The organism is Streptomyces sp. NPDC015032, from assembly GCF_043080425.1.
Classification (GTDB): domain Bacteria; phylum Actinomycetota; class Actinomycetes; order Streptomycetales; family Streptomycetaceae; genus Streptomyces.
This window is the reverse complement of the sequence record NZ_JBIBVN010000017.1, coordinates 52,548-67,056: the sequence shown is the minus strand read 5'-3', so window position 1 is coordinate 67,056 and position 14,509 is coordinate 52,548. Positions and strand designations below refer to the sequence as shown.

General features: G+C 72.3%; 3 protein-coding genes. All 3 read right to left on the bottom strand.

All coding sequences use genetic code 11. From position 1 onward, the window contains the following. Positions 1-20: 20 nt before the first annotated feature. From ACF08M_RS23380 to ACF08M_RS23370, 3 genes are read right to left on the bottom strand one after another with little or no spacing between them, the layout of a single operon-like run. Positions 21-1,721, bottom strand: coding sequence for an ABC transporter ATP-binding protein (locus ACF08M_RS23380; RefSeq protein ID WP_392187204.1), 1,701 nt, complete (start codon positions 1,719-1,721; stop codon positions 21-23). Beyond that, on the bottom strand, positions 1,708-12,636 hold the full coding sequence (locus tag ACF08M_RS23375; protein WP_392187203.1) for an amino acid adenylation domain-containing protein: 10,929 nt from the start codon (positions 12,634-12,636) through the stop codon (positions 1,708-1,710). Before ACF08M_RS23375 ends, ACF08M_RS23380 begins: the two co-directional genes overlap by 14 nt. Positions 12,637-12,693: 57 nt before the next feature. Continuing rightward, positions 12,694-14,481, bottom strand: coding sequence for an ABC transporter ATP-binding protein (locus ACF08M_RS23370; protein ID WP_392187202.1), 1,788 nt, complete (start codon positions 14,479-14,481; stop codon positions 12,694-12,696). Positions 14,482-14,509: the final 28 nt, after the last annotated feature.

Here is a 14,509-nt window from a genome sequence, read left to right as displayed (position 1 = left end):
TCCCGGAACCGCCCGGCGCTTCACCGGGCCACGGCCAGGCAGTAATCCGCGTCGCCGGCGAGGAGATTGCGGTGGGTGTCCTCGGCGGTGATGACGCCGTCGTCCAGCACGAGAACACGGTCGGCGGCGTCCAGGAGGGCCGGGCTGCTGGTGATCACGACCGTGGTGCGGCCGCGGCGCATCTTCGCGACGTTGCGCGCGACGAGTTGCTCGGTGACCGCGTCGACGGCTGTCGTCGGGTCGTGCAGGACCAGCACCTCGGTGTCCGCGGCCAGCGCGCGGGCCAGGGACAGCCGCTGCCGCTGCCCCCCGGAAAGGTTCGCCCCGCGGTCGCGGACCGCGTAGTCGAGCCCGTCGCGGTGGAGGGCGACGACATCGGTCAGCATGGACGCCTCGACGGCCTCGGGAATCATCCGGCTGGTGCCCAACGGGTCGATGTTCGTGCGGAGGGTGCCTGCGAAGATCTCCCCGTCGTACGGGTTCACCAGCATGTGCTCGCGGACCGCCTCGATCGACAGGTCCGCGATCGCCTGCCCGCCGACCCGCACCACTCCCTCGTACGCATCGGGCGCGACGTTCACCGCGAGGACCGACGCGAGATCGGCCGCCGCACGTGGCTGATAGGCGGCGATCGCCACGAACTCGCCGGCGGACACCTTGAACCTCAGGTTGCGCAGAGTCCCGTACCGGACGCTGCCGATGTCGAGAGCTCCGCCCGCTGCCGGACGCTGCGGCCCCGGGGTCATCACCGGCGGCGCGGAGAGCACCAGCGCCATCCGCTCGGCCGACGCGCGCGCCATCATCACGTACTTGGGCATCTCCGAGAACATCTTGAGCGGTTCGATGATGAACTGCGCGAGACCCACGGCCATGACCAGGTCCCCGATGGTGATCCGGCCGCCGAACGCCAGCCAGCCCGCCGTCAGGGACACCGCGGCGGCGAGGACCGCGTTGAGGGCCTGCGCGGTGCCCGCGTACGTGCCGTTCACTCTGGCCACGGTGATCGCCTGACGCTTCGCGTCCGTGCTGACCTTCCGGTAGGAGGCGAACGCCGCGTGGTTGCCGCCGAAGCCGTGCAGCGGGCGCAGGCCGGTGATCAGGTCGGCCACCTTCGCACCCGCGCGCGCCACCCGGGCCTGCTGTTCGCGGGTACTGGCGCCGATCCGCTTGGACATCACGGCCAGGACCGACAGGATCGCGACGGTCCCCACGATCACCAGCAGGCCGAGCCGGATGTCGGCCAGGCCCAGCGCGACCGCCGCGACCACCACCGCGACCAGGGAACTGATCAGCAGCGGCACCACCTCGATGATGTCGGCGGTCTGGTCGGCGTCCTCCGTGGCGATGGTCAGCACCTCGCCGGACTTCAGGTCGACGTCCCTGGCCACCGGCTGGAGCCCGCTGGCGGCCACCTGCACCCGCCAGCGGTGCGCCTCGGTCGTGTTGGCCTTCTGCAGGACGCGCATCCCGAACCGCCACGACAGCGACACCGTCGTGATGATCAGGGCCAGTGCACCGATCGACAGGCCGAGCGCGCCCGGACTCCGGTCCTGCATCGTGTGCTCGACGATCAGGCCGAGCGCGATCGGGAAGGCGGTCTCCCCCGCCTGGTACAGGCCCATGAGGGCGGTGCCCCGGATCATGGCGCCGACGTTCCGGCGCAGTGCGGTCCGCAGGATGTCCGCCCCCGGGCGGGGCCGCTGCGTGTCAGGAGTCTTCATCAAGGTGACGGGCAATCGCTTCCGGGGTTCGCAGGGTGAACAGATCACGGATCGTGATCACAGGACCGTACTCCCGGCGGAGCAGCCCGATCAGCCGCACCGCCAGCATGGAGTGCCCCCCGAGGGACACGAAGTCGCTCACCGCGCTCACCTCGTCGTCGTCCAGGTCCAGTGCCTCGGCGAAGAATTCGCACACCACGACCTCGGTCCCGGTCTCCGGGCCGCGTTCACCCGCCGTGGTCAGCGCCCCGAGCGGCTTGGCCTCCGGCAACGCCTTGGTATCGGCCTTCCCGTTCACGGTCAGCGGGATGCTGTCGACCTGGGCGAAATGCGTCGGGCGCAGGAAGTCCGGCAGCCCGGCGCCCACCTCACCGGCGATGTGCGCCACGTCGGAGCCCTCCAGCACGAGATAGGCGGCCAGCCGGTACGCGCCGTCGACCTGCGGGTCGGGCTGGGCGACCGCGGCAACGAATCGCACCGCGGGGTGCGCCGCGAACGCGGCCTCGACTTCGCCCAGTTCGACCCGGTGCCCGCGGATCTTGACCTGCTGGTCGGTGCGGCCCAGGTACGTCAGGTTCCCGTCGGGCCGGCGGACCACCAGGTCGCCGGTGCGGTACATGCGCTCGCCGGGTCCGCCGAACGGGCACGCGACGAAGCGGTGCGCGGTCTGGGCGCTCTGACCGAGATAGCCGCGCGCGATGCCGATGCCCGATACGTACAGCTCACCGGCGACTCCGTCGGGCAGGGGCCGCAGCCACGGGTCCAGCACGTACACCTCGGTGTTGTCGATCGCCACGCCCACCACCGGGTCCTGGCATTCGAAGGTGCCGACGCCGAGGGTGTTGATGGTGTACTCGGTGGGCCCGTACAGGTTGTAGCCGACCGTCCCCTCGGTCTCGGCGAGCCGCCGCCACAGCGTCGGGGTGACGGCCTCGCCGCCCAGCAGCACCAGCGCCGGCCGCTGCGCCGGGTCGTCGAGTAGGCCCTCGGCCACCAGTTGCTGCGCGTAGGTCGGGGTCACGTTGACGACGTCGATCCCGTGCTCACCGCAGTACTCGACCAGACGGGGGGCGTCACGGCGCAGTTCCTCGTCGCAGATGTGGACCTCGTGGCCGTCGGCGAGCCACAGCAGTTCCTCCCACGACATGTCGAACGCGAACGACACGGTGTGCGCGATCCTGAAGACCCGGTGGCCGTGCCGGGCCAGGACCGGCTCGAAGATCCGCCGCTGGTGGTTGATCAGCATGTTGGTGAGCCCGGCGTACTCGGTCACCACGCCCTTGGGCTTCCCGGTCGACCCGGAGGTGTAGATCGTGTACGCGGGGTGCCGCAGGCGGTCCGGGTCGTCGGGTGCGAACGTGACGTACGGGTCGGCCTCGGGCAGGGGCCGGTCCAGCTCGATCAGCTCGCCGCCGAGCCGGGGCGACACGGCGCTCACGGTGAGGATCACCTCGGGCCGGGCGTCCGCGACGATCGCCGCGAGCCGCTCGTCCGGGTGGTCCAGTTCCAGCGGTACGTACGCGGCGCCCACGCGCAGCACGGCGAACAGCGCCACGATCGAGTCGAGGGAGCGCGGGATCGCAAGGCCCACGGCCGTCCCGGGTCCGATGCCCCGGCGGGCGAGCACACCGGCCAACGCGCGGCTGCGGTCCCGGAGCCGGGCGAAGGTCATGGGCGAGCCGTGGGCGACGAGCGCGACCCGCTCGGGATCACGGTCCGCCGCCCGGTCGAAGCGGTCGACGACGGTGTCCGTGCCGATGTCGGTGCGCCCGGCGGGCTCGGGGGCCGGGGCGAGCCCCGGCAGCGCGCCCACCGGCCCCGTCGACCGGGCGAGGTCCTCCAGTACGCGGAGGTAGTCGTCGAGGAGACGGCGGGCGCCGTCGGGATCGTCGCCGCGGTGCTCCAGCTTGACCGTGAGCCGGTCTCCGGGTGTGACGACCCAGGTGAACGGGTAGTGCGTGGAGTCGTCGGCCTGCACCGAGGTGATGCCGTGCCGGGCGTTCATCTCGGCGAACGCGTCCAGGTCCAGGAAGTTCTGGAGCACGAACAGGTTGTCGAAGAGGGCGTCGTGGCCGACGGCCCGCTGGATCTCGCCGAGCCCCAGGTGCTCGTGCTCCATTGCCTCGACCCGGGCCGCCTGTACGGCCGACAGGTATGCGCCGATCGTGTCGTCGGGCCGGGCCCGCGTCCACATCGGCACCGTGTTGAGCAGCACGCCGACGATGCCGGAGTGGCCCTCGCCCTCCCGGCCCGAGACGGTCACACCGAACACGGCGTCGCTGCGGCCCGTGTACGCGCCGAGAAGAAGGCCGAACGCGCCGGTCAGCACCGAGTTCAGCGTGACGCCGTGCACCCTGGCCGCGTCCCGCAGCAGGTCCGACAGTTCTACGGACATCGTGTGCACGAGAGCGCGCGGCAGGTCGTCCGGGAGGGACGGGGCCGGTCCGGCGAGCAGCGTCGGGCCCGGGAGGCCGGCCAGGTGCTCCGCCCAGAAGCGGTTCGACACCGCGGGGTCCTCGGCGTCGAGCGTCCGGGCGTAGTCCTCGAAGCCCGGCACGGCCGGGACCGCGACCGGCGGCTCGCCCGCCACGACGGCCTCGTACGCGTCGAACAGGTCCCGCAGCACGATTTCGCGGGACCAGCCGTCGCAGAGCAGCAGGTGGTAGCTGAGCAGCAGGCCGTCCCGGCCGTCGGGCAGCCGCACCACGGTCAGCCGGATCAGCGGCGGCTCGCCCGGGTCGAATCCTGCCTCGCGGTCCCGGGTGCGCAGGGCCTCGACTTCCGCGTCGGTCCTCGGAGCGACCGTGCGGACGTCGACCCGCCGGCCCGCCTTGAGGACCTGGACCGGGTCTCCGTCGTCGCCGGTGGTGAAGCCCGCGCCCACCACCGGGTGCCGCGCGATCACGTACGCCATCGCCTCGGCCAGCGCGTCGGCGTCCAGGTGCCGGTCGAAGGTGAACCAGCTCTGCGCGACGTAGTGTCCGGCCGCGCCCGCCATCTGGGCCTGGAAGAACAGGCCCCGTTGGAGGGGGGTGACCGGTGCCGTGCGCTCGGCCGTCGCGGCGGCGCCCGCGAGGTGCTCCAGTGCGCTGCGCCAGTGCTCGGTGATCTCGTCGGGTATGCCCTCGGCGAGGGTGAAGGCCGCGTGCAGACTTCCGGTGGCCTCGTCGGTCCACGCGTTGACCTCGACGGCGTACGGGCTGCCGTGATCGCCGCCGGTGAGGTGCAGCGCCTGGGACTCGCTGCCCCGGCCGAGGTAGTTGAACAGCACCTGCGGTCGGGCGTGCAGCAGCGGGGCCGTCTGCGGGTTGAGGTATCTGAGCCGGCCGTAGGCGACGTGTCCGCACTCGTCCGGCTGGCGTTCGGCGACCTCGTGCGCCGCCGCGACGGGGTCGGTGTGCGCCGTGAGGCGCACCGGCGCGATCGCGGTGAACCAGCCGATGGTGCGGGTGTAGTCGTGGTGTTCGAGGGCCGGGACCCGGCCGTGCCGCTCCAGTTCGATCGCGAGGTCGGTGGGCGTGGGCTGAATGTGTGTCAGCGCGGTGCGCAGCGCGCCGCACAGCAATTCGGTGAGACCCACGCCGAATGCGGCGGGCGCGTCGCGCGTCACGCGGTCGCTCGCCTCGGGCGCGAGCACGACCGTGGTCTCGCGCAGACCCCGGACCGCGGGCAGCAGCGCGGGCGCCCGGAGCGTGGTGACCCAGTGTCCGAGGCCGTCGGCCGCCTGGGCGGAGCGCACCGCCAGTGCCTCGGCGTACTCGGCGTAGGACGTGGTCGGCGGTGGCAGGGCCGCACCGCTCAGGGCGGTGGCCAGGTCGTCGAGGAGGATCAGCCAGGACACCGCGTCGACGGCGAGGTGGTGCACGGTGATCACCAGGGTGCGGCTCGCCTCCAGCCAGGAGAAGGCGATGACGTCCCCGGACTCCGGATCGAGCCGCCCGGCGGCTTCGTTCGCCGCGGCCGTCGCGTCGGCGGCGTTCGTCCGGGCGACGGTGACCTCGCGGGCGGGTTCGGTGCGCAGGGCCCACACGCCGTGTTCGGCGCGCAGCCGCAGCCGGAGGACGGGGTGTGCGGCCACGACGGCGTTCGCGGCGCGCCGGACGTCGGCAAGGCCGGTGCCCTCGGCTGCCACCAGCGTCCTGGCCTGGGCGAACCGGGCGAGCGATCCGCCCAGTTCCCGCTGGCGCAGGATGATCGGTGTCGCCGGCAGCGGGCCGTCCTCGCGGTGGGACGGTGCGGATGCCACGGGCTGCGGGGTGTGCGCGGCCAGATGGCCGGCGAGCGCACGCGGTGTCTTCAGCAGGAACACGTCCCGGGGGGCGATCGGCAGGCCGAGCGCCCTGGCCCGGTTGATGACGGTGATGGCGACGATGCTGTCGCCTCCCGCGCCGAAGAAATCTGTGTCGGCATCCACCGCGACGCCGGGCAGCGTCCGGGCGAAGAGGTCGATCAGCGCGGTGAGTACGGAGTCGCTCGCGGCCACCGAAGTACCGTCCGGCGCGGTGAGCTCGGCGGACCCCGTGGCCGGCGGGGGGTCGTCCTGTGCGGCGCGCTCGGTCAGGGCCTTGCGGTCCAGCTTGCCGTTGACCGTCAGCGGCAGCACATCGGCCGGCAGCACCCGGCCCGGCACCATGTGCACGGGCAGCTTGGCGGACAGCAGGCCGGTGAAGTCACCGGGCACCCGGCCCACGACGTGGGCGACGAGGTGGTCGCCGCTGTCCGCCACGGTGACGGCCACGTCGACGACACCGTCGAGTTCCCTGACCGCGGACTCCACTTCGCCGAGCTCGATGCGGAAGCCCTTGAGCTGCACCTGGTCGTCGGCACGGCCGGCGAACTCCAGCTCGCCGTCGAGGGTGCGGCGGGCGAGGTCGCCCGTGTGGTACATGCGGGATCCGTCGGCCGCGAACGGGTTCGCCACGTACCGGCCCGCGGTGAGCCCCGGCCGGCCCAGGTAGCCGAGCGACACCTGGTCGCCGACGACGTAGATGGCGCCCACCCGGCCCGGCGGCACCGGCCGCAGCCGGTCGTCGAGCAGATGGACGGCCAGGCCGGGGATCGGACCGCCGATCGGGCTGACGTCGTCTCCGGGGCCGAAGTCCTGGTCGGTCAGCACCCGGTGGGTGACGTGGACGGTGGTCTCGGTGATGCCGTACATGTTGACCAGCTCGGGCGCGCCGGTGCCGTGCCGCTCGACCCAGCCGCGCAGCCGTCCGAGGTCCAGCGCCTCGCCGCCGAAGACGATCCGGCGCAGCGCCGTGACGGGTTCGGCGGCGAGCCGGTCGGCCTCGATGAACTGGTAGAACGCCGACGGGGTCTGGTTGAGCACGGTCACCCCGCGCTCGCGGACCAGCCGGTGGAAGTCGACCGGCGAGCGGGTCAGTCCGTACTCCGGCACCAGCAGTTCGCCGCCGTGCGCCAGGGCGCCCCACAGCTCCCAGACCGCGAAGTCGAAGGAGAAGGAGTGGAACTGGACCCATACGTCGCCCGGGCCGAAGTCCATGCCGGGCCGGGTGTTCGCGAGGAGCGCCACCACGGCGGAGTGCGGGACGGCTACGCCTTTGGGACGGCCGGTCGAACCGGAGGTGTAGATCACGTACGCGGGGTCGTGCGGGCCGGCCCCGGGCCCGGCAGTGGTGGCCTGCGCCGGCTCGTCGCCCTGGACGAGCACGCGGGCCTCCACGCCCGCTCGGGCCAGCAGGCGGGTGAGACGGTCCCGCTGTTCACGGTCCACCAGTACGACCTGCGGGGCGGCGTCGGCGAGGATGTACTCCAGCCGCTCGTCCGGGTACGCCAGGTCCAGCGGTACGTACGCGCCGCCCGCGGTGACGACCGCGACCAGGGCGACGACCTGCTCCAGGGAGCGCGGTACGGCGACGGCGACCCGCGTGCCCGGCCCGGCACCGGCCACGCGCAGGACCGAGGCCAACTCGTTCTTGGTGTCCGCCAGTTCACCGTAGGTCAGTGACCGTGTGGCGCCGTCCAGGGCGCACTGGGTGACGGCGGTGGCTGCCGGGTCGCGGTCCGCGGCGGCGTCGAACAGCTCGCCCAGGGTCGCCGGGGAGACCCGCGCCGGGCTCCGGCCGGGCTCGGGGGCCGGCTCGTCGACCGGGGCGTCCAGCCGGTCGAGCAGACCGGTGAGGGTCCGGGTGAAGGTGCCCAGGATCGCCTCGGCGCTCTCCCGGCGCAGCAGCTCCCCGTCGTAGATCAGGTTGAAACGCGGACGGCCGTCGGCGGCGCGTTCCACCACCAGCGTCAACGGGTAGTGCGGGGCGCCCTCGTTGACGATGTCGGTGATGCCCCATGCGTCGCCGGGTCCGCCCAGCGCGTCCACGTCGGTCGCCACGTCGAACACCACCAGGGTGTCGAACAGGGGGCCGGTGCCGGCCCGGCGGCCGATCCTGGCCAGCGAGACGTGCTGGTGCGCCAGCACCGTGCTCTGGTGTTCCTTCACCGCGGTGAGCAGCTCGCGCGCCGTGGTGGCGCCGTCCCAACGGGCCCGCACGGGGATCGTGTTGATGAACAGCCCGACCATGTCCCCGATGCCGGGCACCTCCGCGTCGCGCCCGGAGACCGTGGAGCCGAACACGACGTCCCTGCCGCGCAGGATGCCGCCCAGCGTCACCGCCCACGCGCTGTGCACGGCCACGCTCAGGGGCACACCGGCCGACCGGGCGGCGTCGTCGATGCCGACGGCGGGCACGGCCGCGGTGTCGGCGAACCGTTGGGAGGGTGTGTGCCCCTCGGCCACCAGGGAGGGGCCGGGCAGGCCGGCGAGCTCCTCGCGCCACACCCGGTCGCTCTCGTCGTGGTCGCGCTCGGCGAGCCAGGCCGCGTAGTCGCGGTAGCCGCCGACCGGGTACACGCTCCCCGGCGCGTGGTATTCGGCCAGCAGCGCGCGGAGCATCGGGGGCACCGACCAGCCGTCGGCGACGATGTGGTGGACGGTCTGCACCAGGACGTTGTGGCCGGAGCCCGCGCGGATGAGCGTGTACCGCATCAACGGCCCGGCGGCCAGGTCGAATCCGGCACGGCGGTCCCGCTCGGCGTGATCACGGATCTCGTCGTCGGTGAGGCCGGGGCGGTCCAGCGTGGTGAAGGGTGCTTCCGCGCCGCTCTCGACGACGGAGACGACCCGGCCGTCGGCCAGGGCCGTGAACCGGGCGGCCAGGTTGGGGTACAGCGTGAGCAGCCGGGTGGCCGCCGCCGCGAGCCGGTCGGCGTCCACCTTGCCGTCCAGCGTCAGCAGCTGCTGCTCGACGTAGGCGCCCGACGCGTCGTCGTCGAAGACCGAGTGGAAGTACAGGCCCTCCTGCAAGGGGGTCAGCGGCAGGATGTCGCGCAGCGCCGGGCCGTCCAGGTCGTCGACATCGGCCTGGGTGAGCCGCACCAGGGCGAAGTCGCTGGGGGTGTGGCCGCCTTCTTCGAGCACGGCGAGCGCGCACAGAGCGGCCCGGAAGTACTCGCCGAGGGTGGTGATGTCCTCGTCGGTGAACATCCCCTCGGGCCAGGAGATGGTGGTGACCAGCTCGTACGCGCCACTGGCGTCGGGTTCGGCGATCGCGTTGAATTCCAGGGCGCGCGGCAGCCGCATCCTCGGATCGCGCCTCTCGCCCAGCTGACCGGTGGTGCCCGTGAGCTGCCAGTCGCCGGAGGAACCGGCGTCGAAGCGGCCCAGGTAGTTGAACAGCACCTGCGGTGCGGGCGCGGTCAGCCCGGTGTCGCTCAGGTAGCGCAGGGCGCCGTAGGAGACGCCGTTGCCGGGCACGGCGGCGAGGTCCTCCTTGACCGCCTTGAGGGCGGCGGCCAGGTACGCGGGTGCGGTGAAGTCGGCTGTCGCGCCGGGGTCCACGGTCACCGGAAACAGGGTGGTGAACCAGCCCACGGTACGCGAGAGTTCCGGTTCAAAGCCGGCCGTGTCCGCCACATGGCGTCCCTCGCGGCCGTGCCCCTCCAGTTCGATGTGGGCGAACGTCTGGTCCTGTCCCCGGTCGCGGCGGAACCGGGCGAGAGTGACGGCGAGCGCGGTCAGCAGGACGTCGTTGATGCCCGCGTGGAACTTCGCGGGGATCGCGCCGAGCAGCGCGGCGGTGTCCTCGGGGCCCACGGAGACGGTCCGCGTCCGCTCCCGGGCGACGGTGTCGGCCTCGGTCGGGGCACGTCTGCCCAACGGTGCGTCCGCTCCCGGCAGGGGGCGCTGGAAGTGGGTACGGTCCGTGTCGAATGCCGCGCGTCCCAGCAACTGCGTCCAGCGCCTGAACGAGGTGCCCACGGGGGGCAGTTCGACCGGGCCGCCCGAGGCGAACCGGCGCCACGCCGTGGCCAGGTCGTCCATCAGGATCCGCCAGGACACTCCGTCGATCACGACGTGGTGGGCGACCAGGACCAGTTGCCGCGCCGCACGGCGCCACACGGCGCGCAGCATCACGCCGTTCTCCGGGTCGAGCCCGTCGGTGGCGAGCGCGACGCACTCCGTCAGCGGCCGGTCGCTCTCCTGCCACCCGGCCGCGGCCCGGCCGGCCTCGGGGATGTCGAAGCTCCAGCGGTCGCCGCGCACCAGCCTGGCGCGCAGCATGTCGTGCCGCCCGAGCACGGCGGCAAGGATCGCGTCGAGGGCGTCGGCGGTCAGGTCCGCCGGGGTGTTCAGTACGACCGACTGGACGAAGCCGTCGATCGCGTCCGTGGTCTCACCGAGCCACTGCACGATGGGCGATCCCACCACAGAACCGGTCGCGGCATCGCCGTGGTCCACGGTGGAGACGTCTTCGCGGCTCGCCACCGCGGCCAGTGCCCCGAGAACGCTGTGGGTGAAGATCTGCCGTGCGGTGACGTACAGGCCCGCGTCCCGCAGCGCGCTCAGCAGTGAGATCGCCAGAATGCTGTCTCCGCCGAGCCGGAAGAAGTCCTGGTCGACACCGGCCTTCTCCAGCCGCAGCACCGCCGCGACGGCCGCGCACACCACCCGTTCGTTGTCGGTGGCGGGCTCCACTGTGTCGCCTGTGCCGATCACGGGCTCCGGCAGGGCGCCCCGGTCGAGCTTGCCGTTCGCGGTGAGCGGGAACTCCCTCATCACGACGAGGTGGGCGGGCACCATGTACTCCACCATGTGCAGGGCCGCCCACGCCCCGACCTCGTCCGCCCGCAGCTCCTCGTGGCCGGCGGCCGGGATCACGTACCCCACCAGATAGGTGCCGCCCACCGCGTTCTTCTTCGCGACGACGCAGGTGTGCCGTACCCCGGGGTGTTCGGCGAGGCCGGCCTCGACGTCCTCGATCTCCAGCCGCATGCCGCGGATCTTGATCTGGTTGTCGGCGCGGCCGAGGAAGTCCAGCGACCCGTCCGGCGCGAACCGCGCCAGGTCACCGGTGCGGTACAGCCGGGACCCGTCATGGGCGAAGGGGTTCGCCACGAACCGGGACGCGGTCAGGCCGGGCGCGTTGACGTATCCGCGGCCCAGGAGGAGTCCTCCCGCGTACAGTTCGCCGCCGACCCCGACCGGGACCGGGCGCAGTTCGTCGTCCAGCACGTACAGCTGGGTATTGGGGTTGGCCCTGCCGATCGATGTCGACAGGCGTTCGGCCGCGCCCCGGTAGATGACGTGGGAGACACCGATGGTCGTCTCGGCCGGGCCGTAGCCGTGGTACAGGGGGATGTCGAGCCGGGTGCGGAACCGTTCGTACAGCTCCGGGGTCAGTACCTCGCCGCCGCACCACACGTGCCGCAGGCTGTCCAGGCGGCCGGAGTCGCCCGCGATCTCCAGCAGTACGTCCAGCATGGACGACACCAGGTAGGTGAAGGTGACGCGCTGCTCGGCGATCACGCTCAGCAGGTGGTGCGGGTCGCGTTCGCCGCCGGGCCGCAGGATCACCAGCCTGCCGCCGGACACCAGCGGCAGGAAGATCTCGTTGATGGAGATGTCGAAGGACAACGGCGCCTTGAACAGCGAGGCGTCGTCGTGGCCGAAGCCCAGGATCTCGCCGGCCTGCCACAGCAGGCGCTCGCTGATCGCCTCGTGCCGGATCATGGCACCCTTGGGACGTCCGGTCGAACCGGACGTGAAGATCACATAGGCCAGGGCCGCGCCGGGGACGGTTGCCTCGGGTCCCTCGGCCGAGTGGGCACCGAACCTCCAATTGCCGATGTCGACGGCTACGGCGTCCGGTTCACCCGCACCGTGCTCGCCGGAGTCGTTGAGCTGCAGCACGACCCGGGCGTCCTCGATGACGACGGCCCGGCGCGCGGCGGGCCACTGCGGATCGAGCGGCACGAACGCACACTTCGCCTGGAGCACGGCGAGGAGCCCGATGACCATGTCGGCCGAGCGGCCCAGCGAAATACCGACGACCTGCTCGGAGGTGAGGCCGCGTTCGATCAGATGATGGGCCAGCTGACCGGAGCGTTCGGCTGCCTCACGGTAGGTCAGCGACCGGTGCTCGTCGACGATGGCGACGGCGTCCGGCCTGGTGCGCGCCTGCTCACGGAACATCTCCATGATGGTCGGGCGGACCCGGTCGGCCCGGGTGTCGTTCCACTCGGCCAGGGCCTCCATCCTCGCCGCCGCGCTGGACGGGCCGATGGTGCCGATGGGCCGGTCCGGGAAGTCGGCCAGGTCGTCCAGCGCGAGCTGCGCGTCGGCCGGCGCGATGCCGTCGGGGACGGTGATGCTCCGGCCGTCCGCACCCGCCTGCCAACCGCCGCCCCCGGTACCGCCGTTGTCGACCCATCCGAGGACGTCGGCGAAGAGCGTGCCGGGAGTGAGGTCCAGGCCGTCGGGACCGAGGCCGGTCGCCCAGTACGACAGCCCGATGGCGCACGCCTCGGCGATGGTCCGGTCACCGTAGTCACCGGTTCGCCTGCGTACATCGGCCAGGCGGGTGGGAGAAAGCAGTACGCGAGGAGCGCTCGGTTCCATCATCGAAGACTCAGCATCCTTCCGAGGTATGCAGGCCAGCCTAACCTAACTAAGGTTTACCTAACTACCTTCTCGCCAGGCACGCCAGAGGCGCGCGTACTGGCCGCCCAGAGCCACCAACTCCCCGTGCGTCCCTTCCTCCACCACGCGTCCCGCGTCCAGTACGGCGATCCGGTCCGCCGCCATCGCCTGGGTCAGCCGGTGCGCCACGAACAGCGTGGTCCGGCCCGAGCAGGCGGCCAGCACGGCCCGCTCCAGCTCGGCGGCACCCTCGCTGCCCGCCTCCGCGGTCGACTCGTCGAGCACCACCACCGGTGAGCGGCTCAACACCAGCCGGGCCAGGGCGATCTGGGCGACCTTGGTGACGTCCAGGCGCTCACCGCCCTCGCCGACCAGGGTGTTCAGCCCGTCGGGCAGCAGCTCCAGCCACCCGTCTGCGCCGACCGTGCGCAACGCGTCCCTCAACTGGGCGTCGCTCGCCCCGGGCGCGGCGAGCCGCAGGTCGTCGGCGAGCGCACCCGAGAACACATACGTCTCCTGCGTCAGGATGCTCACCAGGGCCCGCGCCCCGGCCTCGTCCAGACCGGCGAGGTCGTGCGGCCCGATGCGCACCGACCCGGCCTGCGGCGTCCCGATGCCCGCGATCAGCGCGGCCAGGGTCGACTTGCCCGCACCCGTCGCCCCCACCAGAGCGAGCGAACCGCCGGCCGGAATGGACAGGTTCACGTCCCGCAGGACCGGCTCCTCGGTGTCGGGATAGCCGAAGGTCAGTCCCTCCACCGTCACCGGATGTGGCCCGGCGTCCGCCGGTGCGACGGACACGTCGCCCACCAACCGGTCCTCCGCGGGCTCCCCCGCCACCCCGACCAGGCGGGTGAGGCTCGCGCCCGACTTCTGCGCCTCGTCGAAGGTGAACATGATGGCGCCCAGCGGCGTGAACAGCCGGTGGAACATCAGCGGGGCCGCCGACACCTCACCCAGACTGGCGGCACCGTTCTCCAACAGGGCGTACCCCACCACAAGAATCAGGACCAGCCCGATGAACTCGGCGCGGTTCTCCCTGCCGACGAACCGGCCGAAGAACCGGAACACCTCGACGCCGAGATCACGCACCCGCCACGACTCGCGGGTGACCTGCTCACGGACGGCGCCCTCGAGGCGGTAGGCCCGGACCGTGTCGATCCCGTTCAGACCACTGATCAGCGCCTGCGCACGGTCGGCCTGGGCCACCCGCTGCTTCTGGTAGAGCGGTGCGGACCGGGGCAGATACCAGCGCAGGGCCAGCGCGTACGCGGGCAGCGCGCCGGCGCCGGCCAGGCCGAGCCGCCAGTCCAGTCCGAACATGCCGACGGTGGCGATGGCGACCAGCACTCCGGCCGAGAACACCGTGGGGATGGCCGTCCGGATGCCCTTGGACAGCACGGCCACATCGTCACCGACCCGGGACAGCACGTCACCCCGACCGACCTGCTCGATGCGTGCGCTCGGCATCCCCAGCACCGCACGGACGGCGCCTTCCCGCAGCCGTGCGAGCAGATCCGCTCCCAGCCGCCCGATCAGGTACGTCGACACCGCGGTGGCCGCCGCGCCGAGCAGCGCGGCGGCCCCCATCAACACCCCGACCGTCACCAGCACCGAACGCGACTCGCCCTTGACCACCTCGTCGACCACCCGGCCCAGCAGAAGGACCGGGAGCACCTGGAGCGCCGCCCCGGCCACTGTGGTGAGGACGGTGGAGAGCGTCAGCCACGGGGTCCGGCGGCAGTGCGCGGCGACCCATCCGGCGGCCTCGCCTCCGGTCGCCGTGCGGAGGGTCGCCGGGGCGCTGCGGGCGTCGGTGGCACTCACATCGAGACCAGATCTCGCCGGGGACGGG